General features: G+C 46.3%; 21 protein-coding genes. 19 read left to right on the top strand and 2 right to left on the bottom strand.

Features of this window, described 5'->3' with window-relative positions; translation table 11 throughout:
• Nucleotides 1-187 precede the first annotated feature (187 nt).
• The 17 genes from BUA44_RS12485 to BUA44_RS12410 all read left to right on the top strand — a co-directional run bounded on the left by BUA44_RS12485 (nt 188) and on the right by BUA44_RS12410 (nt 18925).
• Nucleotides 188-2131 (top strand): polysaccharide biosynthesis protein, encoded by a 1944-nt coding sequence (locus BUA44_RS12485; RefSeq protein ID WP_083579615.1) that lies wholly within the window; start codon nt 188-190, stop codon nt 2129-2131.
• 11 nt (nt 2132-2142) lie between these two features.
• Nucleotides 2143-3372 (top strand): DegT/DnrJ/EryC1/StrS family aminotransferase, encoded by a 1230-nt coding sequence (locus BUA44_RS12480; RefSeq protein ID WP_072812579.1) that lies wholly within the window; start codon nt 2143-2145, stop codon nt 3370-3372.
• Nucleotides 3373-3618: 246 nt separating this feature from the next.
• Nucleotides 3619-4347: a sugar transferase gene (locus BUA44_RS12475; RefSeq protein WP_304456033.1), complete on the top strand. Its 729-nt coding sequence runs from the start codon at nt 3619-3621 to the stop codon at nt 4345-4347.
• A 5-nt stretch (nt 4348-4352) separates the two neighbouring features.
• Nucleotides 4353-5273, top strand: coding sequence for a glycosyltransferase family 2 protein (locus BUA44_RS12470; RefSeq protein WP_072812574.1), 921 nt, complete (start codon nt 4353-4355; stop codon nt 5271-5273).
• 79 nt (nt 5274-5352) lie between these two features.
• Nucleotides 5353-6711 carry an RNA-binding domain-containing protein gene (locus BUA44_RS12465; protein ID WP_072812571.1) on the top strand — a complete coding sequence of 453 codons (1359 nt, stop codon included), beginning with the start codon at nt 5353-5355 and terminating at the stop codon, nt 6709-6711.
• Between the two features lie 165 nt (nt 6712-6876).
• Complete coding sequence (locus BUA44_RS12460) at nt 6877-7290, top strand: acyltransferase (protein WP_218587610.1); 414 nt, start codon at nt 6877-6879, stop codon at nt 7288-7290.
• 28 nt (nt 7291-7318) lie between these two features.
• Nucleotides 7319-7822 carry an acyltransferase gene (locus BUA44_RS12455; RefSeq protein ID WP_178348801.1) on the top strand — a complete coding sequence of 168 codons (504 nt, stop codon included), beginning with the start codon at nt 7319-7321 and terminating at the stop codon, nt 7820-7822.
• Nucleotides 7823-7825: 3 nt separating this feature from the next.
• Nucleotides 7826-8590: a glycosyltransferase gene (locus tag BUA44_RS12450; RefSeq protein ID WP_072812564.1), complete on the top strand. Its 765-nt coding sequence runs from the start codon at nt 7826-7828 to the stop codon at nt 8588-8590.
• Nucleotides 8587-9537: a glycosyltransferase gene (locus BUA44_RS12445; RefSeq protein WP_072812561.1), complete on the top strand. Its 951-nt coding sequence runs from the start codon at nt 8587-8589 to the stop codon at nt 9535-9537. Before BUA44_RS12450 ends, BUA44_RS12445 begins: the two co-directional genes overlap by 4 nt.
• 13 nt (nt 9538-9550) lie before the next feature.
• A complete protein-coding gene (locus BUA44_RS12440; protein ID WP_072812558.1) occupies nt 9551-10792 on the top strand; it encodes an O-antigen ligase family protein in 1242 nt (413 codons plus the stop codon).
• 22 nt (nt 10793-10814) lie between these two features.
• Nucleotides 10815-11780, top strand: a complete 966-nt coding sequence (locus BUA44_RS12435; RefSeq protein WP_072812555.1) for a glycosyltransferase family 2 protein — start codon at nt 10815-10817, stop codon at nt 11778-11780.
• Nucleotides 11781-11818: 38 nt separating this feature from the next.
• Nucleotides 11819-13339, top strand: a complete 1521-nt coding sequence (locus tag BUA44_RS12430; RefSeq protein ID WP_072812553.1) for an oligosaccharide flippase family protein — start codon at nt 11819-11821, stop codon at nt 13337-13339.
• A 471-nt stretch (nt 13340-13810) separates the two neighbouring features.
• The gene (locus BUA44_RS12425) at nt 13811-15934 is read left to right on the top strand and encodes a polysaccharide biosynthesis tyrosine autokinase (protein WP_178348800.1); all 2124 of its coding nucleotides are present in this window, start codon (nt 13811-13813) and stop codon (nt 15932-15934) included.
• A gap of 63 nt (nt 15935-15997) precedes the next feature.
• Complete coding sequence (locus BUA44_RS12420; RefSeq protein WP_072812549.1) at nt 15998-16933, top strand: hypothetical protein; 936 nt, start codon at nt 15998-16000, stop codon at nt 16931-16933.
• Nucleotides 16934-16942: 9 nt separating this feature from the next.
• Nucleotides 16943-17110, top strand: a complete 168-nt coding sequence (locus tag BUA44_RS15745; RefSeq protein ID WP_176495064.1) for a hypothetical protein — start codon at nt 16943-16945, stop codon at nt 17108-17110.
• Nucleotides 17091-18260: a nucleotidyltransferase domain-containing protein gene (locus tag BUA44_RS12415; protein WP_072812547.1), complete on the top strand. Its 1170-nt coding sequence runs from the start codon at nt 17091-17093 to the stop codon at nt 18258-18260. Before BUA44_RS15745 ends, BUA44_RS12415 begins: the two co-directional genes overlap by 20 nt.
• A gap of 170 nt (nt 18261-18430) precedes the next feature.
• The gene (locus BUA44_RS12410) at nt 18431-18925 is read left to right on the top strand and encodes a DUF4143 domain-containing protein (RefSeq protein ID WP_143151994.1); all 495 of its coding nucleotides are present in this window, start codon (nt 18431-18433) and stop codon (nt 18923-18925) included.
• A gap of 157 nt (nt 18926-19082) precedes the next feature.
• Here BUA44_RS12410 and aqpZ read toward each other — a convergent pair whose 3' ends face one another.
• Together aqpZ and aspS are read right to left on the bottom strand one after the other, a co-directional pair.
• Nucleotides 19083-19820: an aquaporin Z gene (aqpZ, locus tag BUA44_RS12405; protein ID WP_072812724.1), complete on the bottom strand. Its 738-nt coding sequence runs from the start codon at nt 19818-19820 to the stop codon at nt 19083-19085.
• 89 nt (nt 19821-19909) lie between these two features.
• Nucleotides 19910-21694 (bottom strand): aspartate--tRNA ligase, encoded by a 1785-nt coding sequence (gene aspS, locus BUA44_RS12400; RefSeq protein WP_072812540.1) that lies wholly within the window; start codon nt 21692-21694, stop codon nt 19910-19912.
• Between the two features lie 339 nt (nt 21695-22033).
• On the opposite strand from aspS, the gene BUA44_RS12395 reads away from it, so the two are divergent.
• Both BUA44_RS12395 and BUA44_RS12390 read left to right on the top strand, forming a co-directional pair.
• Entirely contained in the window at nt 22034-22636 is a 603-nt protein-coding gene (locus tag BUA44_RS12395; RefSeq protein WP_072812539.1) for an ATPase, read from the top strand.
• A 12-nt stretch (nt 22637-22648) separates the two neighbouring features.
• Nucleotides 22649-23206: a DUF2764 family protein gene (locus BUA44_RS12390; protein ID WP_072812537.1), complete on the top strand. Its 558-nt coding sequence runs from the start codon at nt 22649-22651 to the stop codon at nt 23204-23206.
• Nucleotides 23207-23222: the final 16 nt, after the last annotated feature.

Here is a 23222-nt window from a genome sequence, read left to right as displayed (position 1 = left end):
CCATACACCAAACGTTAAATTATAAAGTTTTTGGGTGTTTTCAAGCATTTTTAAGGTATTATTTACATTGAAAAAAGCCCGAAAAATGGGGTGTTTTGACCCAAATCACGCTAGTTTGCAAAATGCTGTAACAAAACGTCCCGATAATCAAAAAAAACTAATTTTGTAATGTTTCGGGCGAGTATAAATGAAGGAAATCCGTAAACTATTCACGAACTTTAGGCTAAGGAAGCGTCTTTTGGCTCTTTCTGATGCTTTTATTGTCGTGATTGCCGGCCTGCTCGCCAATTTTCCCATACCTATTTACGCAGAACGTATCGGCCGCCCCGAACTTTTAGCCTTCCTTTCGACATGCGTGGTGTGCTGCCTGGCAGCCCTGCTCCTGACCGGGGCGTACAACAAACTTTGGCGTTACTTTTCCCGGAACGATTACATTAGCTGCATTATTGGCGTGGTGCTCGGCTATGCCGTCGCCATTTGCCTTTACTACATCATTACCGATGTTTCGTACCTGCGTTTTTCTGCGCTTTCGTGCCTGCTTACTGCGATAGGGATTTGCCTGTTCCGTTTTGCGTTCCGCGATGCGTTCCTGACCATTGCAGAAGTCGGCCGCAAGGATGCCGAACGCAAGCGCACCATGATTATCGGTGCGGGCGAGGCGGGGAAACTCCTCATTACGGAGATAAACAGGCTGCCCGCTGTGGCGGGGGCGCCCAAGATTGAACCCGTATGCCTAATCGACGATGACCGCAACAAGATTGGCTCTACCGTCTGCGGGGTGCTTGTAACAGGCGGTACTCGCGATATCGTGAAGGTAGCGAAGGCCGAGAATGTAGAACAAATTATCTTTGCCATCCCGAGTTGCCCGCCCAAGGACCGCAAGGCGATTCTTTCGATATGCAGCAAGACCGGGCTCCCCGTGAAGGTTTTGCCGTTTATCGGCAGCCTGCTCGATTCTTCCAGCGTTGGTGACGGATCAACCAGCTTTGTGGAGCAGATTCGAGATATCAAGTTCGAGGACCTCCTGGGGCGCGACCCCGTTACCTTCGACAACAAGGATGTGCGCGGCTTTATCGAGGGCAAGGTCTGCATGGTTACGGGCGGAGGCGGCTCCATCGGGAGCGAACTCGTGCGCCAGATTGCAAAATACGACCCGAAGCGGATTGTGCTTGTGGATATCTACGAGAACAACGCCTACGAAATCCAGCAGGAACTCCTCATGGAATACGGGAGTGCGCTTGACCTGGTGACGCTTATTGCGAGCGTGCGCGACTACAACCGCATGAACCAGATTTTCAAGAAGTACACGCCCGACGTTGTGTTCCACGCGGCAGCCCACAAACACGTGCCCCTGATGGAAAATAGCCCCATGGAGGCGATTAAGAACAACGTAGCGGGGACGTTCAACGTGGCGTTCCTCTCGCTGTTCAACAAGGTAAAGAAGTTCGTGATGATTAGCACCGACAAGGCGGTGAACCCCACGAACGTGATGGGTGCAAGCAAGCGCTGCTGCGAGATGATTGTGCAGTACCTTGCCCAGCACAAGATGAGCAATACTGAATTTGTATGTACCCGGTTCGGCAACGTGCTCGGCAGCAACGGGAGCGTTATCCCGCTGTTCAAACGTCAAATTGAGCAGGGCAAGCCCGTGACCGTGACGCACCCCGACATTATCCGCTACTTTATGACCATTCCCGAGGCGGTGAGCCTGGTGCTCGAGGCGGCAAGCATTGCGCACGGCGGCGAAATCTTTGTGCTCGACATGGGTGAACCCGTGAAGATACTGACGCTTGCCGAAAACCTTATCCGCATGTACGGCAAGGAGCCTTACAAGGATGTGCCGATAAAGTTTACGGGACTCAGGCCTGGCGAAAAGCTCAAGGAAGAACTCCTGATGAACGAGGAAGGCCTGCAGAAGACCAACAATAAACTTATCTTTATCGGGAAGCAGATTGAGATAGACAGTAGCAAGTTTATCCAGCAACTGCGCAAGCTGAGGGATGCCGCGTTCGAGAACGATGAACTTGGAACCGTGCAGGCGCTCCACGAGATTGTACCGACGTTCGTGAAACCCGAGGAATACAACAAGAAGGCGACCGCATCGATGAAGGCGGTACAGGAGACCGCGTAAAGGAATTGCCCATGAAGCGCTTTGAAAAGAGAGTCTGGCTTGCGAGCCCCACCATGCATGGTGACGAACTCCGTTACATGCAGGAGGCCTACGAGACCAACTGGATGAGCACCGTCGGGAAGAATATCGACGAGGTGGAGCGCCTGGTGGCCGAGAAAGTGGGCGTGAAGTATGCCGTGGCGCTTTCTGCGGGGACTGCCGCGCTGCATCTGGGCACGCGCCTTGCGGGTGTCCGTCTGTTCGGGGTGCCCAGGGCGGGCGAGGGTGCGCTGCGTGGGCAGAAGGTATTCTGCAGCGACATGACGTTTGCCGCGACACTCAACCCGGTGGCCTACGAGAACGGCGAGGCTGTGTTTATCGACAGCGAACGCGATACCTGGAACATGGACCCCGTGGCGCTTGAGAAGGCTTTCAAAATTTACCCTGACGTGCGGCTCGTTGTGCTTGTTCACTTGTATGGAACGCCCGCGAAGGTCGATGAGATTCGCGAAATATGCTCCCGCCACAATGCCCTCCTGGTCGAAGATGCCGCCGAAAGCTTCGGGGCTAGCTACAAGGGAGTGCAGACCGGAAGTTTTGGCGACTTCAACGCCATCAGCTTTAACGGGAACAAGATTATCACCGGTTCCAGCGGCGGCATGTACCTTACCGACAGCAAGGAAGATGCGGACCGTGTGCGCAAGTGGAGCACGCAGAGCCGTGAACCCGCGCCGTGGTACCAGCACGAGGAAATCGGGTACAACTACCGCATGAGCAACGTGATTGCGGGCGTGGTGCGCGGGCAGCTGCCGCACCTCGAGGAACATATCGCGCAGAAGCGTGCCATTTACGAGCGCTACAAGGCGGGTCTTGCCGGGTGGCCCGTGCAGATGAATCCCTACGATGCGGCGAATTCCGTGCCGAACTTCTGGCTCAGCTGCATGATTATCGATGGATGTGCGGTGGGCGAGGGTAGAGGCAAGGCGACGCCCGCGAAAATCCTGGAAAGCCTCGCCGACATGAACGCCGAGGGTCGCCCCATCTGGAAACCCATGCACATGCAACCGGTTTACCGGGGACACGCCTTCGTGACCGCTGCGGGGAAGGAAGGCGACAGGGCTTTTTCGGGGAAGGAAGGCGCGGACACCTCCGTGGGCGCCGACATTTTCGCCCGCGGGCTCTGCCTCCCCAGCGACAACAAGATGACCCCCGACCAGCAAGATGCCATCATCGCTGCCATAAGGGAATGCTTTGAGGGGTAGCGTTGGTTGACCTATGCTGTCATCCCCGCGCAGGCGGGGATCTATCAAAAAACTTTATTATATTGAATTAAAATGTACCCCCGCTTCCTTAAACGCCCGATGTGTCATCCTCGCGAAGGCGAGGATCTAAATGAAAAAACTTTATTATATTGAATTAAAATGTACCCCCGCTTCCTTAAACGCCCGATGTGTCATCCTCGCGAAGGCGAGGATCCAGACTAGAAATTTAATATGTATGCAAACAACTTGAAAAGAATTCTGGACTTCTTCTGTGCCCTGGCGGCAATCTGCTGCCTGAGCCCGCTGCTTGTGATGCTCACGGTCGTTGGCGCGTTCAAGATGAAGGGGAATCCGTTCTTTACGCAGCCTCGCCCCGGTAAAGACGAAAAAATCTTTAGGCTCGTCAAGTTCCGCACCATGACTAATGCGCGCGACGCTTCTGGAAAACTGCTCCCCGATGACGTGCGCCTTACCGCGTACGGCAAGTTCCTGCGCAGTACCAGCCTCGACGAACTCCCCGAACTATTCAACATTTTAAAAGGCGACATGGCGGTAATCGGCCCGAGGCCGCAGCTCGTGCGCGACATGGTCTTTATGACCCCCGAACAGCGCAAGCGCCACACTGTACGGCAGGGCCTGAGCGGGCTTGCCCAAATCAACGGCAGGAACGCCGTGACTTGGGAAAAGAAAATCGAGTACGACCTCGAGTACATCAAGAAAATCACCTTCCTGGGTGACGTGAAGATAATACTCACTACGCTGAACAAGGCCTTTATCAAGCGTTCCGACATCACCGAAGAAGGCTCCGACACCGCGACCGACCTCGGCGACTACTTGCTGGCAAGCGGCCGCATCACCCGCGAGGAATACGACCGCGGGCAAGAAGAAGCGAAAAGGCTGATTGCAATGTCTGAATGTCATTCTGGAGCCGAAGGCGATAGAATCCACGAAGTCGAAGGATCCAGGGGAGGCTGAATAGAATGTCTTCCTTGGTGTCGATTATCATGCCCAGCTACAACACGGCCCCGTATATCGCGGAGTCCATACGCTCCGTGATTGCGCAGACATACACCGACTGGGAATTGATTATCGTTGACGACGCCAGCACCGACAGCACCGATGACGTCGTAGGCAAGTTCACTGAGCTTGCCGAAGTGAACTCGAACGGTTGTCATCCCCGCGAATTTACTTGTCATCCCCGCGAATTTAATAGTCATCCCCGCGAATTTAATTGTCATCCCCGCGAAGGCGGGGATCTCTCTTCGAAAATCCGTTACCTAAAAAACGACCGCAATCGCGGTGCCGCCTACAGCCGCAACCGCGCCCTCCGCGAGGCAAAAGGCAAGTGGATAGCCTTCCTCGACAGCGATGACCTGTGGGCAGCCGACAAGTTGGAAAAGCAGATAGCCTTCATGGAAAAGAACGGCTATGCCTTCAGTTATACGCGCTACGAGGAAATGGATGAGAATGGCAGGCCCACGGGAACGATTGTCGGTGGCCCGAAACGCATTACCAAGACGGGAATGTATAACTACTGCTGGCCCGGATGCCTTACCGTAATATACGACCGTGAGGTGGTGGGCGACATCCAGATTGCTGAAATCCAGAAGAACAACGATTACGCCATGTGGCTGAAAATCTGTCGCAAGGCCGACTGCTACCTCCTGGACGAAAACCTGGCCCGCTACCGCAAACGCACCGGCTCGATAACACACTCCTGTCATCCCCGCGCAGGCGGGGATCTCCCATTGGGGCAATCTCGCCATCTTTCTTTGATCAAGTGGCATTACAAACTCTACCGCGAAGCCGAAGGAATGAACCCGGTCGCATCCCTGTTTAATACCGGCCGAAACCTCTTCTTTGGCGTATGGAAGAAGATGAAGTACGTGGGGAGAGGATGATTATTGCATTTCAAAATGTTTTTTATTATGTTTAGAATTGTACCTAAAAACAAGTTTTTTTAGATAGGGTGTAACGCTGATGCTGCTTGAAAAAATGATTTCCAAGGGCGAAAACAGTAAGGTTGAGTTCAAATCGTCCTTTAATCAAGAGACGATAGAATCTGTCTGTGCCTTTGCGAATAAAAAAGGCGGCACCATATTTGTCGGGTTAAAATCGCTAACGAAAGTACATGGTGTGCAAATTGGCGAAGAAAGTGTGCAGAACTGGCTGAATGAAATAAAAAGTAAGACCGAGCCCGAGCAAATACCTGATGTTGAGCTGATTGAGTATAAGGGCAAAAAGTTGGTCGCCTTAATTGTTCGTGAAAGCGCAATTAAGCCCGTGTCTGTTCAGGGGCGTTGCTTTATGCGTCATGAGAATAGCAACCATCTGATGTCTCCGTCTGAAATTGGCGACTGTACCTTGCAAACGCAGAACTCTAGCTGGGATTATGTCCTTGATGAATCTGGGAGAATGGACGACATATCGTTAAGGAAGGTCAAGCAAAGCATTGAACGCATAAACCGCCGTGGCTACCATTTGCCCATGGATCCGGTTGATTTTTTGCGGAAAAATCGCCTGTTGCGTGATGGAAAACTGACGTTTGCTGCGGAAATGCTCTTTGCCAAGGACTGGCATATAAATACCGCAGTACAGATGGGTTTCTTCCAGACACCGACGATAATCAAGGATAGGGATGAGGCCCATGGCGACCTGGTGAGTCAGGTAGATCATATTTTTGAATTTGTAAAAAAACATATCAATTGTGCTGTCGTAATAACAGGTAAACCTGAAAACGACTTGGTTTGGGACTATCCGTTAGACGCTCTGCGTGAAATAATCTTGAATATGATAGTCCATAGGGATTATCGTTCTCCGTCTGAATCTTGTGTGAAGGTGTTTTCGGATTATATTGAGTTCTTTAATCCTGGAATACTTCCTGGAGATATAAGCGTTGACGATTTAGTGCACAACCGTTATCTTTCAACACTCCGTAATAAGGCTATAGCTAATCATTTTCACTTGCTTGGAGAAATTGAAAAATATGGCTCGGGCGTTACTCGCGTTATTCAGTTGTTCCGTGATGCAGGCTTGCAGGAGCCGAAGTTCGAAATTTTAGGAGGAGGTCTCAAAGTGACTGTATCCTCAAAAAAAGTAGCGGATAAAGTAGCGGATAAAGTGGCGGATAAAGTGGCGGATAAACCTGAGAAACAATCTCCTGCCAGAGCCCGTCTGTTGTCATTCGTTAAGCAAAATCCTGGTTGCAGTATAGGAGACATGATGAATGCAACAGGTTTTTCTGATAGTTATGTTCGGAAAAATTTGAGTATTCTTGCTAAAGAAGGCGAAGTGGAGCATCGGGGAAGTCGAAAAACCGGTGGGTATTATGCAGAATAATATTCAGTTCCTATCTCTGTTTAATACCGGTCGAAACCTGTTCTTTGGCGTATGGAAGAAAATTAAGTACGTGGGGAGGGGGTGATGTTTATATTTAAATGGCTTTATGAGAAAATTAAGGGTAGGCCGGCTCCATATTATTTCAACTATTCTATACTTACAATTATGGTGAAACCTATTAGAAAATTTATTGCACAGGTCTTGGCTCCATATTGTCCTCTCAATTGGGTCCGAATTTTGTTGTATCGAATCTGTGGCTTTAAGATTGGTAAGCATTGTTTTATAGGAATGCGCTGCTACTTGGATGATATGTGCTACGATATGCTGAAAATTGGCAATAATTGCATCATTTCTTATGGTGTGTTCTTTGCTTGCCACGGGCGGAATCAAGTACATTTGCCGATTACCATTGAAGATGGCGTATATATAGGGATGCGTTCAAGTGTTATTAGTAAAACTCCAGAAGGCAATGGTTTAACTATTGGAGAGGATGCTGTTATCGGTGCTTGTACTTTGGTTAATAAAAATATTCCGGCAGGAGCAACTGCTGTTGGTGTACCTTGTAAAGTAATGAGATGATATGGGCTTTCGAGTTAATTTTAATAAAATGCTTTTGGCTACTATTGGAAATCTGTTGCCATGTCGTCGCCACCCGTTCGGAAAAATTGGAAATGCCTTAAGGGTTCATTTTGCCCGACAAATTTGTGCAAAAGTTGGCAAAGGGTGCTTGATTGAAAAGGGGGCTTCTTTTAATGAGGGCGCTATTTTAGAGGACTTTTCTGCTGTTGGGGTTAATTGTTTTATAGATTCCTCGGTTCATATTAAAGGTCATAATATGATGGGACCTAATGTGAAAATATATACTCGAAATCATTTTTACGATGATGTAAAACATTGTTTTGATGGTAATACGGCTCAAAAAAAAGTAATTGTAGGCGCGTACACTTGGATAGGAACACAAGTTTTAATTATGCCAGGAGCGTCTATTGGTGATCATTCTATTATAGGAGCGGGAGCTGTTGTTTCGAAAACTATTCCGAGTGGAGTACTTGCTGCAGGCAATCCTTGCGTTGTAAAAAAAATTATTGATAAAGAATTTTATAAAGGGTAGTATATGGTTGTTCAGGTTTTGGTTGCTGCAATGCGTCAAAATGATCATAGTCTTTTGGAAAAAATGCATCTGAAAACTGATGCTATTGTTGCAAATCAATGCGATTTTAATTCGGTAGAAGACTTTGAATGGAATGAACATAAAATACGTTACTTAAATTTTGCAGAAAGAGGTGTTGGCTTAAATCGCAATAATGCACTTATGCGTGCGACGGGAGACATCTGCCTTTTTGCTGATGATGATATGGTCTATGTTGATGACTATGTAGAAAAAGTGAATAAAGCTTTTGAACTTTATCCTGACGCCGATGTTATAGCCTTTAATTTGATAGAACCTAAAATTACGCGATATGTAATCAAAAAGGCTTATAAAGTCGGTTTCTTGAACTATTTGCGTTTTGGAACGGCTCGTGTTGCGGTTCGATTAAAATCTGTTCGAGAAAAGGGCATTTACTTTAATCAATGTTTTGGAGGTGGAACAGAGCATAGTCATGGAGAAGATAATATCTTTTTGACGGATTGTCTTCGAAAAGGCTTGAAAATGTACGCCGTTCCTGACTACATAGCAGAACTTACGGAAGAACGTCAATCAACTTGGAAAACTGGCTATGATGAGAAATATTTTCGTGATCAGGGTGCGCTCTATAAGATGATTTCTCCGAGATGGTGGAAACTACTTTGTTTACAAGATGCAATAAGACATCGTAGACTTTATAAACAAAATCCTTTAATCGTGTTGAGAAAAATGTTGTCTTGTGAGGAAGAATGATTAAATATTCTTTTGTTGTTCCTGTTTATAATGTCAAACAGTATTTGTATCGATGCGTAAATTCTGTTTTAGAACAAGATTATAAAGATTTTGAGATGATTCTTGTTGATGATGGTAGTTCTGATGGTTCACAGGAATTATGTGATTTAATAAGAAGCAAAGATAATCGTGTAAAGGTTATTCACAAACCAAATGGAGGTCTTTCAGATGCAAGAAATGTAGGTATGCAAAATGCGTCTGGTGAATATATTATTTTTTTAGATTCTGATGATTTTATATTAAATAATGTTTGCTTGGAGCTAGATTGTTGTATTTGTGAATCCGTAGATGTTATTGTGATGGATGCATCTGTTAATACTAAAAATTTTTGGGTTCACGATCCATCCTTGAAAGGGATTTTATTAAATGGCAAAGAATTTCTAAAAAGATCGTTGAAAAAAAAGAAAATGCCTATGGCGGCTTGGCTATATATCTACAAAAAATCATTTCTTGACGCAAATAAATTGATGTTTAAGAAAGGAATTCTTCACGAGGATGAACAATTTACTCCAAGAGCAATTCTTGCTGCTAAAAGTGTTGTTTATTCAGGTATTATGCATTATGGATACGAAATTCGTCCAGAATCAATTATGACAAAAAAAGATAAAAGTCAAAATTTAATGGATTTTTATGAGACATGTTTGGAATTAGAAATCCTTTATAAAAGAATAAGTGATTTTACTTTGCAAAGATTTCTGCGGGATAGCTTGGTTCAAAAGTATTTGTCTATATATCAGTTGGGAAATTTATATAAAAAATCTTTTCCTTTTAGTGGAAAATTTTTTTTGCTGAGGAATTCAAAACTTCTGAAAACAAAAATGAAAAGCTTTGTGTTTTTCATTAGTCCAAGATTGTATTGTTTTATAAATGAAATGGCGAAAACGGTGCTTGATAAATGTTGTAGATGAAATGTGAGTAATTATGTCATTAATTAAATTTTTTGCATATGTTTATCTGTTTTCGTGGATAGTAATGGCTTTTCTTCCATATGTATATTTTTCAACGAAAGTATATTATGCTTTGTTATTCATTTTTTCCTTAACATCTTTGCTTTTTTCCGTATATGCTGTTTTAAAATTCAATTTGCCCGCATACTTTAAAGTGCTTTTTGTATTTGTATTTTTCCTTTTTATCTATGGCGCTTATATTGCCATTCTTGGAGAAAATATATATTGGCAAGGAGGAGGACGTTTTGTTAATAGTTATGACTATGTTTTATGGCTGTTAACATCTATGCTTTCTTCAATTGTTGTTTACACATTTTCCAGTAGAGGAATCCTTCAAAATGGTGAAATGAAACTGTTTTTTTTGATTGCTTTTGTCTCGAGTGTTTTTGCGTTTCAAGTTTTTTCAAATGAAAAGATAATTGAGGCTTCGAAACTTGGCTTGGATGATGATGAATTTACTGTAACATGTGTGTATTCCTTTTTGAGCCTGTTTCCATTTGTTGTACTTTTAAAGAAAAGTGTCTTGTTGCAGTTTTCCGGAGTCTGTGCAATATTTACTTTTTGCGTTCTAGGTGTAAAACGAGGACCTATATTATTGTGTGCGTTATGCTCGTTGTTTTTTGTATGGAACTTGTTGCAGGGCTCTTCAATAAAAAAGAAATTATTAGTTGTTTTCTTGCTGTTTATTGCGTCTGTAGGTATATATGATTTTATTCTAAGTCAAATAGAAAATAGTCCTTACTTTGCTTTACGAGTCGAACAAACTTTAGCAGGAGATTCTAGTGGAAGAGATTCTTATGGTAAGGTCATTCTTGATTATTATTTAAATCATACGAATCTAAGGGAGTTTTTTTTAGGAATGGGTGCAAACCAAACCTTATCAGTAAATGTATCTTTTGCTCATAACGATTGGTTGGGTATTCTTTTGGAACAGGGTGTTGTTGGCGTTCTTCTCTATCTTGTTTATTGGATTGGTTTCTTTATGTCTTGGATGAAATCAAAAAAAAATAAAGATGCCTATACTGCGTTGGGAGTTCTACTTCTTATAGGAATAGGTAAATCTCTATTTTCGATGTATTATTTGCCTGTTACTGCGGAAATGATAATCTCTTCTGGTTTTTTTGCTGTTGGTTTGGGATACTTTATGGGTATAGCATATCCACAGGAAGATGTATTTGGTTTGTCTGAAAGACAATCAATGGTTGACAATACTTGATAATTGAAGAAAGGAATGGCTCATGCCTAAGATATCTGTTATTGTTGCAGTTTATTGTGCTGAAAAAAGCTTGTGCAAATGTTTGGATAGCTTAGATAATCAAACTTTTAAAGATTATGAGGTAATACTTGTTGATGATGGGTCTGTTGACTCTTCGGGTTTGATTTGTGATAACTATGCGCATAAGCACTCAAATGTTGTTGTTGTGCATAAAAAAAATGGAGGCGTGAGCTCAGCGAGACAATGTGGTATGGAAAATGCGTCTGGAGAATATGTTATTCATATTGATCCTGATGATTGGGTCGAACCAAATATGCTTGAAGAAATGTATGCTAGTGCTGTTTTGAATTCTTCTGATATGGTTATTTGTGATTTTATTTTTCATTATCAGAGCAAATTAATTTGCAAGCCACAAAAACCAAAGTCGTTAAATCATAGAGATGTTATGCGCGAATTTTTCTTTGATTTACATGGCTCATGCTGTAATAAATTGATTAAGAGAGAGTGTTTTGTTTCAAATAATCTTTTGTTTCCGACGAATTTGGTTGTGTGGGAAGATTTGTTTGTTTGTGTTTGTTTGACATTTAATCCTATACGCATTTCGTATGTACCAAAGGCTTTTTATCATTATATTTGCTATTCGAATGATAATAGTCTTGTTAAGGTTGTGTCAAGAAAAAAACTCAATTCGATGCTTTTTTTTATTGACTATTTTGAATCAAAAGATGGTTTTGACATATCGCTTTTGTTAAAACGTAAAATAGAGGCGAAACGAACAGCTTTTTTGTTGAGAGATATGAAAAAAGATGAGTTTGTTGGCTTGCTTCCAGAAACGAATGTGTTGTTTGAAAATGGCTTTGGAGGTTTCAAAAAATTAGATTCACTTATTCGATTTTCTTTAGGAAAATCATGGCGTGTTTCGAGAATTTTGCTTAGCATCTGGAAATTAAAGTTTTCTGTTGAGAAAAAAATAAGGAAATGTCTGTAAAAATTTAGATAGTCTCTGAAAATCCATGTAGTAAAGATATGCTTAAATCTCAACTGAAAATTGGAGCCGCGCTTTCGTATTTGGTTCTGGGACTTCAGAACCTAGTTGGCCTTATTTATACTCCGTTTATGCTTCGCATGATGGGAAAATCTGAGTATGGGTTGTATTCAATAGCGGCATCGGTGGTTGCGTATTTGACGATCCTTGATTTTGGATTTGGTAATGCTATTGTGCGCTATACGGCAAAATATCGTGCAGAAGGAAAGCTTAATGAACAGTACAAAATGTTTGGAATGTTTTTTTTGCTTTATTGTGTTGTTGGCGTAGTGACGTTGATTGTGGGTGGAATTCTGTGTTGTAATGCTGAAAGAGTTTTTGATGCTGCAATGAGTGTGGACGAACTTCGAAGAACGAAACTGGTTCTTGCGTTAATGGTTGCTAATTTGGCAATCACATTCCCGTTGAGCTTGTTTGGTTCTATTATTGTTGCGTATGAACAGTTTGTTTTTCAGAAAATTGTCGCAATTATCCGTATATTTTTAAATACGATAACAATGGTTGTTTTGCTTGTTTTGGGATACAAAGCCGTTGCAATGGTTGTTGTAACAACAATCTTTAATTTACTCTCTTTGGGTTGCAATTACCTTTATTGTAGACGCTTTCTGAAAATTCGTTTGAAGTTTGGACGGATTCAATGGGGCTTTCTTAAAGAGATTTCAGTTTTTTCTATGTGGATATTCATGAGTGTTGTGATGGATAAGGTTTATTGGAGTACTGGCCAATTTGTGTTGGGTGCTTATGTGGGGACGGCGGCTGTTGCTGTATTTGCTGTTGCAATACAACTTCAGCGTATGTACATGGGCTTTTCTCTCGCAATAAGCAATGTTTTTTTGCCTAAAGTTACAGCGATGATCGTTAAAAATGCTGATGAAAAAGTTGTATCAGATTTGTTTTTAAAAACGGGAAGGGTACAATATTGTGTTATTGCTTTGATTTTATCTGGTTTTTTCTTATTTGGAAAATCTTTTATTGTTTTGTGGGCCGGCTCCGGTTATGAGGATGCTTACGTTATATCGATGATTTTCTTCATTCCATTTACGGTTGATTTAATCCAAAATATCGGATTGGTGATACTTCAAGCTAGAAATCAAGTGAAATTTCGAAGTATTCTTAGCTTGTTGGCTGCATTAGGAAGCTTGGGTATTCAAATCCCCCTTGCAAAACATTATGGTGGAATTGGTTGTGCAATTGGCATTGCAATTGGGCTTGTTGTAGCTCAAGTGATTGTGATGAATGTCTATTACAAAATTAGACAAAAAATAGATGTTTTTATGTTTTGGATGAACATTTTTAAGATGTCTATAATGCCTATCATAATGACATTTGTTTGTTACCTAATATTGCAAGGATTTGTAATTGATTCATGGCAGAAATGGGTGGTTTGTGTTGGAGTTTATTTGGTTGTGTATATACCTCTATTTTTCCTGCTATCTATGAATCCCTTCGAACGAAATTTGGTGAAAACACCCATAATCAAAATTCTAAAAAAGATTTCTTGAAAGCACTGGTTTCTATAGAAATTTCTGAGTTGGATGTTTTTGTTGTCTAAGAGTCCTTTGAATATGTGAAGGTTGTTGCTTTTCTGTTACAGTGTTGTTATATTTAGGATGAGGTGTAATATGTCTAACGTAAGTATTTCGATAGATTTTCAAAAAAATCAGAAAAAAAGCAGAATTCCTGTTAGATTCATTGGTGAAACCGGATGAAGCACGTTAATATTTTTGATGCGAAATCGTAAAATCTGTTAGAGTGTCACGAATGACTTAATGCTTGTATGATGAATGTTAAAGGATGTCAATGTATTGTTGATGGGGAAGTTGTGTTGCTTGAATGTGAATCGGGTGCTAAACCTCATGAGCTTGTTATTTTTTTGTGAAAACGGGTTTGTTTAATATAATGTGAGAAAAAGCCATATTTAGACGGCCCAACGAATTTGATTATGTTAATCTTTTAACAAAATGTTTCAAAATATGAATGAGAATACGAAAAAAATATCGTCATTAGGAAATTCATTAACCATAGTTGAATTTGCCCTGCTTCTTTGGAAAAAAAAGTTCCTGGTTGCGCTGTTTGTCATTGTTGCTGCAATGCTTGGCGCCACTTATGCCATGTGGGTTCGTCCGCTGTTTACGAGCGATGTCCTGTTGCAGGTGAATGTCAAGGGAACCAGCAGTAAATCTACAAAGGCTCTTGGCGAAATGGGGGCTGTCCTAGATTTGGCAAGCCCTGCTGATGCAGAAATTGAGCTTATCAAGAGCCGAATGGTTTTAAGTGATGTCGTTGCGAAAGAGCATCTTTATGTATGGACGGTTCCAATCGGTTTTTGGGACAGACTTACACATAAGGAAGGCCGCATGGATGTCGATTCCTTGCGAATCCCCGAAAAAGTTCGTGCGAAAAAGTGGATGGCTGTTGCCAAAAGCGATAGCGCCTATTCCGTGGTTTCTTCGGACGAAAAAAATGTCTTAGATGGCGTTGTTGGAGAGGTTGCTTTTAAGGAATATGCGGGTGACACTCTTGCTATTCGTGTGAATTTTATGGATGCTCGCAAGGGGCAGAAGTTTGCCTTGGTGCGCGGAACTCCTTTGAAGGCCGAACGTGCTTTGGCAGCTGGATTGAATGTCATGGAAAAGGGAAAACAGACTGGCATCATTTCTGTCCGCTACAGTCATCGCCATCCAGATCGTGCGGCCTCAATCTTGAATACAATTGCGAAAACATACTTACGGCAGAATGTGGAAATGCGCAGTGCCGAAGCCGAAAAGACTTTGGAGTTCCTTGAAGGCCAGTTGCCGGGGGTCAAGGCGAAACTTGATAGCGCCGAGAAGATTTTGGCCGATTACCGCTATAAGGTAGGATCCGTTGACATAAGTGGTGAAACCAAGGCTCATTTGGACAAGGAAGGGCAACTGCAGCGTCAAATTATGCAGTTAGAGCAGGAACGTCAGTCTGCCCTTCGTTTGTTCAAGGCGGAACACCCGAATGTGCAGACGATTGTTAAGCAGCAGAATAAGTTGCGTGCAGAATTGGCTGCGCTTAAGAAAAATGCTGAGAAAATGCCGCTGACACAGCAAGAGGTGAAGCGGCTGCAAGAGGAAGTTGCTGTCAACAATGAAGTCTATACCAACATGCTCAACAATATCCAGCAGTTGCGCGTGGTGCGTGCGGGCGAGGTGGGTAATGTGCGCATAGTGGATTTTGCGCAGGTAGAGCAAAGTCAAACAAAGCCGAATAAATCCCGTATTTTGATGGCTTCTGTTGTGTTTGGATTCATATTCGGAGTTTTATTCGTGTTCTTGATGTATATTCTTAGGAATGGCGCCAAGAGTGCTTCCGAAATCGAGCGCGAAACAGGTCTCAGCGTGTTTGCAAAGATTCCTCAGTCAACGCATAAGTTGCTGCGTGGCCATAAGCATTTACACCACGGGGCTCCGTTCGTGCTCCAAAATGCTGAAGATAAAGTAAGTGAATCTTTCCGCTCGCTGCAGACAGCCTTGATGTTCTTGATGCCGAATCCTGAGCATAGCGTTGTTCTGGTGATGGGCTTGATTCCTGGTGTGGGCAAAAGCTTTGTTTCGCTGAACCTGGCGGCGACGATTGCGGCGAGTGGCAAGAAGGTACTGTTAATAGATGCAGATATGCGCCGAGGTGTAATTCACGGACGCTCAAAGTTTGGACTTGCTGATGTTTTGGCGGGAATTGCGACTCTTGACACAGCTGTTTCACAAAAACATGTTGATAATTTGTGCGTAATGAATGCCGGCAAGACGAAACTTGCTGCCTGCGAGTTGTTACGTGGTGACGCCATGGACAAACTTCTCAAGGAGGCTCGCGAAAAGTTTGACATGGTAATTGTAGATACTCCGCCGCTGAACTTGGTGACCGACGCCGAACTCATTTGCCCGCTGGTCGATTACTCTTTGTTTGTGCTCCACTATGGTCGCCACAGCATGGAAGAAATCAAGGAAACCGTTGAACGAGTCAAGCGTTATTCTGACAAGCCTGCTGCCATCGTGATGAATCATTGCGAGCGTGAACCGGGCCATTATGGCTACGGCTACTATGACAAGGGCTATTATGGCAAAAAGTCGTGATAATCAACACTTTACATTATTCTTACTTTTTTCTATATTTGGCCTAAAATCTATAGGTTTAATATGAAAATTTTCAAAAAAATGGCCGTTTTGACGCTATCTGTCGCCTTCATGGGTGCTTTTGCCCAAGAAGAGGGCTCCATACTTGGCGAATACGGTGCTATTACCGTCAAGATGCTTAATGGTAAGAAGACCGCTCTCATTAGCGGTACTTCGACAGAAACGGTTGAAATTTCGGAAGATGTCGAGGTGGACTCCATCTACTACGATCGCGACTATTCTGGTGAGTGGGGCAAGCCTGGCACCTTGATGCTGCCGTTTGATTTCCCAAGTGGCTGTCTTTCTGAATTTGGCCAGATTTACGAAATGACTGGAATCGCGATTAACGGAACTTCAGAAACCTGGCAAATTGACGCGAAGCAAATGGGCAGTAATGGTGAATTTTCCGCAAACAGGCCTTATTTTGTCCGCCCTAACAAAAATCAGGTTATTTTCCCTGCTTGGTGTGCGGGCAAGACCACGATGAAGAAAACCGTAGGTGCCGATACCAAGTTTAAGTTTGACAATTGGGAATTCCGGGGCATGTATTCCTATAAAACTTGGGAAGAGGGCGACCCTGACATTGGTCGTGTTTACGGCTTTGCTGCGAAGGCAAAGGAAGTTGACGGCAAGCAAATTCAGCAGGGCCAGTTCGTGAAAGTCAAGGAAGGCGCTTACATTCGTCCGTTCCGTGGCTACTTGGTTTATAACAAAAGCAATGCGTTGACCAAGGCTGGTGCCAACGCAACAATCGCTGCTATTGAAGAAGACTTACCTTCGTCCATCGAGGTGGTTTTTCATGACGAAGAAGGGACAACTGCAATTTACATGCTGAACCCACGCACGGGTGAGTTCTCAACGGCGACCGGCTGGTACGACATGAAGGGCCGCAAGCTCGACAAGAAGCCGACCATCAAGGGTACGTACTTCAATAACGGCAAGAAGGTTGTAATTAAGTAAGGGGTTGATATGAATTTGAAGTTTGAAAAGAAAGAATACGTTGCTCCGAAGCTCAGTTTCATTGATATGCGCGGTGAAATGTATCTGCTTGCCGGCTCCGGCGATGGCCCCGATGCAGACGAATACGATGACGAACTCGGTTTCAACTTGAACGAAGGTGCAAACCGTCACGTATAAAGTTGTTGCGAGGCGTGTTGACCTCCTTTTTGCACTCCTGCGATATGCCTTAGGGGCTTCGCGGGAGTTTCCTGTTTTTGGGGCGGGCGATGTTTCTGCTGAGGACTGGGAGTGGCTCTACAGGCAATGCGGCAGGCAGTCCGTTCTTGGGGTCGCGTTCAGTGCTATCAATTCGCTTTCGTCGGGGAAGCCCGAAATGCTTGGGGTGCCGCACCAGCTTTACCTCAAGTGGTTCTACCAGGCGGAGGGTATCCGGTCGTTAAACGAGCGGCATTATGCGTGCTCGGGTGAACTGACGCAGAAGTTTGCGGCAGAGGGTTGCCAGACGCTTATTCTCAAGGGGCAGGCGAATTCCCTGCTTTATCCGGACAAGTTTATACGCCAGACGGGGGATATCGACATCTGGGTGGGGGAAGGTCGCGACCACGTTTTAAGCGTTCTTCAGAAGTTGAATTTGTTGGAAAGGGCTCGAATCTCTAACCACGACGTTCTGTTTTCCAAGAAGGTTTTGGGGGAAGAGGTAGAGGTTCATTTCGGGTTCGGGGTTGACCGCTGCAGTCCTTTTGCAAACAGCCGCTTGCAGCGTTTCTTGAACGCGGAACTGCCTGCCTCGCATCTTGTTCCTGCGGGCGACACTAAAGATGCGCCGAGTTTCTACGTTCCTTCGAACAAATTCGCGCTGGTCATGCAGCTCTCGCACATATACAAGCACCTGTTGGGGCTCGGGGTGGGCCTGCGCCAGGTGATGGATTACTGCGTGTTACTCCGGGCCAGTTCTGATGGTGAACGCGCGGATGTTGCTGCCCGCCTAGAGTCGCTTGGCCTGAACCGCATTGCGGGTGCCCTCATGTGGGCGCTTTCGGAATACCTCGGTCTGGAATCGCAATACCTGCTTTGCCCGCCTGATGCCCGCCGCGGGCGCATTCTCCTTCGCGAAATCATGCGCGACGGCAACTTCGGGAAATTTGCGGATCGTCGCCGCGGCTCTGTTTGGCGCTGGTGGCTCAAAAACCGCCTCCGTCTGGTCACATTCCTCCCGTTCGATTTCCCGGAAGTCTCGTGGTTCCTGCTGCGCTACTGGGCTTCGTTCGTGTTCCTGACGCCACAGCGCATCCTGGCCTTCCGCCTGTATAAAAAGCGTCATAAATAATATGGACAAAAAAATATGCCAATTTCTTGTGAAATTGGCTTGATTTTTATGCCAATTTTATATATATTGAAGTTTCAAGTGTACCTGCGCTACGGTATACTTTAGATTATGTTGTCCATAATTACGCGCGAAAAATTTCGACTCGTGCTATCTCTGGTACATTGAAGGCGATGGGGATTTCGGACAATCGAGAATATATTTCCAATTATCTCCGTTATTTGGCCGACGCGTACTTGATTTATCCAGTATCTTTAAGGACTGATTCCGTTTCGGTGCGTAGAACAAATCCTGATAAATATTATATGGTTGATACCGGGGTTGTTCGTGCAATGACTCCAAAGAATGATGCTGAAAAAGGGTGGCTTCTGGAGAACCTGGTTTTTCTGCACTTCCGGCGGGGGAATAATAAAATTGAATATTATATCAATCGCAATGGAGGCGAAGTCGATTTCCTTGTTACGAATCTCGATACGAAGTCTAGACGACTCGTTCAAGTTGCTTGGGATATGGAGCAATTGGACACGTTCAAAAGAGAGATAAACGCGATTCGTTTGGCGAAAGAAGAAATTAAAGTGAAAAATTGTTGCATTGTTACATGGAATTCGGAAACTGTTTTAGAAGATGGCATTAATGTGATTCCAATTTGGAAATTCTGTCTCGAATAATTATGCAAAAAAAAATGGCGGCCCAATTGTCGCCAGATGGGGCCGCGCTTTTTTTAGAAAGATGCTCGCCTTCGCGAGCATGACGATTGCCTTCGCGAGCATGACATGCTACGTCATTGCGAGGAGCGTTGCGACGTGGCAATCTAGGCGAGCGTTATTACTTCTTCTCGCACTTGCATTCGGCAAGGAACTTGTATGCAACGCCGCCGATGACGCCACCGAGAATCGGGGCGACCCAGAAGAGCCAGAGCTGCTTGATGGCGGCCCCGCCAACGAACACGGCCATAGCGGTAGAGCGGGCCGGGTTCACAGACGTGTTGGTCACCGGGATAGAGATGAGGTGGATGAGCGTGAGGCAGAGGCCGATAGCAATCGGGGCAAAGCCTGCAGGTGCGCGACCGTCGGTAGCGCCCATAATCACGAACAGGAAGATAGCCGTGAGCACGGTTTCAATGAGGAATGCGGAGAGCATGCCGGAGGTCTTGCCGCCAAAGGCGTTCAGGCCGTTGTTGAGAGCGTCGGACCAGCCGTTGGTGGCGAATGCGCCGATGCCTGCGTTGGTGAGGTCGGGCTGGGCGATGCAGTAGAGCACTGCCGCAGCGATAATGCCGCCAATGACCTGGGCCACGATGTAGGCCGGAGCTTCCTTAGCGGGGAAGCGGCCGCCGGCAACCTGACCGAGCGTGACGGCCGGGTTCAGGTGGCAGCCCGAAATGTGGCCGATGGCGTATGCCATGGTGAGCACGGTGAGGCCGAATGCGAGCGACACGCCCACGTAGCCGATACCGGTGGTCGGAACGCCGCAAGCAAGCACGGCGGCACCGCAGCCGCCAAACACAAGCCAGAATGTGCCGATAGCTTCGGCAATGGCACGGGTAGTGAGTTTCATAAACATCTCCATAGGTTAGGGTTGAATTCGCGCTGTAATTTAGCAAAAAAATAGTCCGGTTGAACCGGACTACTTTGAAAGGGTAGATGCTCGCCTTACTTGACTTTTGGCATCTGCACGGAGATGTGGATGTCCTGCAGCTGCTGGAGGTCGACTTCGCTCGGGCACTGGTCCATCGGGCTAGAAGCACTGGTGTTCTTCGGGAACGCGATGTAGTCACGGATAGATTCTTCACCTTCCATGGTAGCGACAACGCGGTCGAGACCGAAGGCGAGACCACCGTGCGGAGGAGCGCCGTACTTGAAGGCGTCGACGAAGAAGCCGAATTTTTCCTTCACCTGTTCTTCGGAGAGGCCCAGCAGGCGGAACACCTTTTCCTGGACTTCCGGGTTGTGAATACGGATAGAACCGCCACCAATTTCCACGCCGTTCAGAACGAGGTCGTAGGCTTCGGCGTTGCAATCCTTGAGGTTGCCACCGAGCATCATGTCGAGGTGTTCCGGAAGCGGGTTGGTGAACGGGTGGTGCATGGCCATGTAGCGGCCTTCGGTGTCGCTGTATTCGAACATCGGGAATTCGGTAATCCAAACAAATTCACGCTTCTTCGGGTCACGGAGACCCTTGATGCGGGCGACTTCCAGGCGGAGCTGGCCCATAGCGGTTGCAGCAACCTTTTCCGGGCCTGCGATGAAGAACATCATGTCGCCGCACTTGGCACCGACGGCGTCGCGCAGTTCATTGAGCTGTTCCACCGTAAAGAACTTGCCGACCTGGGTTTCCACTTCGTCGTTTTCCTTGACGCGCATCCACACGAGGCCCTTGGAACCGTACTTGCCCACGTAGGCGGTGAGTTCGTCAATCTGCTTGCGGGTGAAGTCCACGCAGCCCTTCGCGGCGATACCGCGGATCTTGCCACCGGCGGCAACGCAGTTCTTGAACACGCCAAAGTTGCTCTTGGCGCCGATTTCAGACACGTCGTGGATTTCGAGGTCGAAGCGGAGGTCCGGCTTGTCGGAACCGTACTTGAGCATGGCTTCGTGCCACTTCATGCGGCGGATGTGACGCGGCGGTTCGAAGTTCCAAACCTTACCGAGAACTTCGGTCACGAACTTGTCGAACATTTCCATCACGTCGTCCTGGTCCACGAAGGACATTTCGACGTCAATCTGCGTAAATTCCGGCTGACGGTCGGCGCGGAGGTCTTCGTCGCGGAAGCACTTGGCAATCTGGAAGTAGCGGTCCATGCCGGCAATCATCAAAAGCTGCTTGTACTGCTGCGGAGACTGCGGCAGGGCGTAGAACTTGCCCGGGTTCACGCGGCTCGGCACCAGGTAGTCGCGGGCGCCTTCCGGAGTGGACTTGCAAAGGCACGGAGTCTCGATGTTCTCGAAACCGTTGGCGTAGAAGAAGTCGTACACGGCCTTGAGGAAGCGGCTCTTGAGGAGGAGTTTCTTTTGGATCCACGGACGGCGGAGGTCCAGGTAGCGGTACTGCAGGCGCAGGTCGTCGTTTTCCTTGCACTCTTCGTTGGGGTCGTTGATGGCGAGCGGGGAGGTGAGGGCCGCGTTCAGGATTTCGATGGAGTCAATCTTGACTTCGATTTCGCCCGTGGCGAGCTTTTCGTTGGCGTTGCCTTCTTCGCGGGCGTAGACCTTGCCGGTCACCGTAATCACGTATTCGTTGCGGAGCTGTTCGGCGGTCTTCATCACGTCGGCGTTGTAGTCCGGGTTGAAGACGATCTGGGTCTTGCCATACTTGTCGCGGAGGTCCACAAAAATCACACCACCATGGTCGCGGCGGCGGTCCACCCAACCGGCGAGTGTTACGGTCTGGCCAACATCTGCCTTGCGCAGCTGGCCGCAGTTATGAGTACGTTTCATGTTAGTATCCTTTGGATAGTTTTTTTCGGCGCAAAATATAGAAACATTCAAACCTAGATTCTTCGACTCCGCTGCGCTTCGCTCAGAATGACACCATCCCTACCGCTCAGGATGACGCCTTTTTTTTCACCTTTTTGGTTTGTAAAGTTAATTTTTACACATTCTGTGGCTTTTCGTCGCCAAAATTCGTTTTTTCGTCTTTTTTTTCAAAATTTTTCATTTTTTCGTGAACTTTTGCGGAAAATTACTTGTATATTACTAACGAAATTTTCTGGATTAGGGCTAGCAGGGCCGTTTTTTGTCGTGCATTCCCAATCCGGAGCGTAATTGGAGATATATATGGCAGAAGACTTGCAATACCTTATGGAACGCATCCAGAAAGATGCTGTCGATAAAGCAGAAAACGAGGCGGCGGCTATCATTGCCAAGGCCAAGGAAAAGGCGGCCGATATCGTGAAGGCTGCCGAGGCCGAAGCGTCCGCCCGTCTGGAAAAGGCCGACAAGGACGCCGAAGCGTTCACGGAACGTAGCGAACGCACTCTTGAACAGTCCGCCCGCGACCTTTTGCTTTCGGTAGGCAAGAATCTCGAAAAGATGATTATGGACCTGTTGAACCTCGAGGTGGAGAAGTCCCTGGACGAATCCACTGTCAAGAGCATGCTCTTGGCAGTCGCCAAGTCCTATACCTCCGACATCGAGGTGGATTTCTCCGATGCCGATGCCCGCAAGCTCAGCTCCTTTGTGATGGGCGAGTTCAAGAAGCAACTTTCCGCCGGCGTGAAGGTCGAAAGCGACAAGGGTGTCAAGTTCGGCTTCCGCATCAAGCTCGATGGCGGCAAGGTCACCCACGAATTTACAGAAGCTGCAATGGCCGACGCTCTTTCGGCCCTGCTCCGTCCGCAACTTGCCAGAGTGGTAAACGCTGCCGCACAGGCGAAGTAACGCGGGTACTTGATGAGCAGTCCTTCTTACTTGATGGCATCTCTTCCGATGATTGAGTTTGGCGATCCGGCCCCGCTCAGTATGGAAGATTTTCGCCACCGCTGCATCGGCGTGCTGTCCGAGCCGGAACTTGCGGCTCTGGACGCGCTTTTGGATGACGGTGAATGCGAAGAGTGCGACGACGAGTTCGTGCGCGCCTACAAGGCCCACGAAATCCAGATGAAGAACGTTTCGGGTAGGCTCCGTGCAAGCGCATGGGGGCCCGATATCCGTTTTACGGAAAAGTCCTTCCCGGGTTACGATGTCGCCTTTGCCAAGATGATTCAAGATGCGTTTGCCAAGTCGAATCCTATGGAAAAAGAGCAGGATATCGACAAGGCCCGTTTCTGGCTTGTGGACTCGCTCGCGGGAGTGGGCGAGGGTACCGTCAAGCATGTTTACGCTTATGCGATCAAACTGAAGATTTGTGAACGTTGGGCGCGCCTCTCCGAACAAGCGGGCGACGCTGCCGTGTTGAATGTTATTAATGCAAACGATCCTGCATACGCCCCTGCGGCGGCACAGGAATGACCGGAGGTCCATTTTC

The sequence above is a fragment of the Fibrobacter sp. UWR3 genome (genome assembly GCF_900143055.1).
Classification (GTDB): Bacteria; Fibrobacterota; Fibrobacteria; order Fibrobacterales; family Fibrobacteraceae; genus Fibrobacter.
The sequence above is the reverse complement of the archived record's forward strand: the minus strand, read 5'-3'. Positions and strand labels throughout refer to the sequence as shown.

Excerpts from the sequence above, each read along its gene's own strand:
- BUA44_RS12485 (WP_083579615.1), top strand. The coding sequence starts at position 188 with ATGAAGGAAATCCGTAAACTATTCACGAACTTTAGGCTAAGGAAGCGT.
- BUA44_RS12480 (WP_072812579.1), top strand. The coding sequence starts at position 2,143 with ATGAAGCGCTTTGAAAAGAGAGTCTGGCTTGCGAGCCCCACCATGCAT.
- BUA44_RS12470 (WP_072812574.1), top strand. The coding sequence starts at position 4,353 with ATGTCTTCCTTGGTGTCGATTATCATGCCCAGCTACAACACGGCCCCG.
- BUA44_RS12465 (WP_072812571.1), top strand. The coding sequence starts at position 5,353 with ATGCTGCTTGAAAAAATGATTTCCAAGGGCGAAAACAGTAAGGTTGAG.
- BUA44_RS12460 (WP_218587610.1), top strand. The coding sequence starts at position 6,877 with ATGGTGAAACCTATTAGAAAATTTATTGCACAGGTCTTGGCTCCATAT.
- BUA44_RS12455 (WP_178348801.1), top strand. The coding sequence starts at position 7,319 with ATGCTTTTGGCTACTATTGGAAATCTGTTGCCATGTCGTCGCCACCCG.
- BUA44_RS12450 (WP_072812564.1), top strand. The coding sequence starts at position 7,826 with ATGGTTGTTCAGGTTTTGGTTGCTGCAATGCGTCAAAATGATCATAGT.
- BUA44_RS12445 (WP_072812561.1), top strand. The coding sequence starts at position 8,587 with ATGATTAAATATTCTTTTGTTGTTCCTGTTTATAATGTCAAACAGTAT.
- BUA44_RS12440 (WP_072812558.1), top strand. The coding sequence starts at position 9,551 with ATGTCATTAATTAAATTTTTTGCATATGTTTATCTGTTTTCGTGGATA.
- BUA44_RS12435 (WP_072812555.1), top strand. The coding sequence starts at position 10,815 with ATGCCTAAGATATCTGTTATTGTTGCAGTTTATTGTGCTGAAAAAAGC.
- BUA44_RS12430 (WP_072812553.1), top strand. The coding sequence starts at position 11,819 with ATGCTTAAATCTCAACTGAAAATTGGAGCCGCGCTTTCGTATTTGGTT.
- BUA44_RS12425 (WP_178348800.1), top strand. The coding sequence starts at position 13,811 with ATGAATGAGAATACGAAAAAAATATCGTCATTAGGAAATTCATTAACC.
- BUA44_RS12420 (WP_072812549.1), top strand. The coding sequence starts at position 15,998 with ATGAAAATTTTCAAAAAAATGGCCGTTTTGACGCTATCTGTCGCCTTC.
- BUA44_RS15745 (WP_176495064.1), top strand. The coding sequence starts at position 16,943 with ATGAATTTGAAGTTTGAAAAGAAAGAATACGTTGCTCCGAAGCTCAGT.
- BUA44_RS12410 (WP_143151994.1), top strand. The coding sequence starts at position 18,431 with ATGGGGATTTCGGACAATCGAGAATATATTTCCAATTATCTCCGTTAT.
- aqpZ (WP_072812724.1), bottom strand. The coding sequence starts at position 19,820 with ATGTTTATGAAACTCACTACCCGTGCCATTGCCGAAGCTATCGGCACA.
- aspS (WP_072812540.1), bottom strand. The coding sequence starts at position 21,694 with ATGAAACGTACTCATAACTGCGGCCAGCTGCGCAAGGCAGATGTTGGC.
- BUA44_RS12395 (WP_072812539.1), top strand. The coding sequence starts at position 22,034 with ATGGCAGAAGACTTGCAATACCTTATGGAACGCATCCAGAAAGATGCT.
- BUA44_RS12390 (WP_072812537.1), top strand. The coding sequence starts at position 22,649 with ATGAGCAGTCCTTCTTACTTGATGGCATCTCTTCCGATGATTGAGTTT.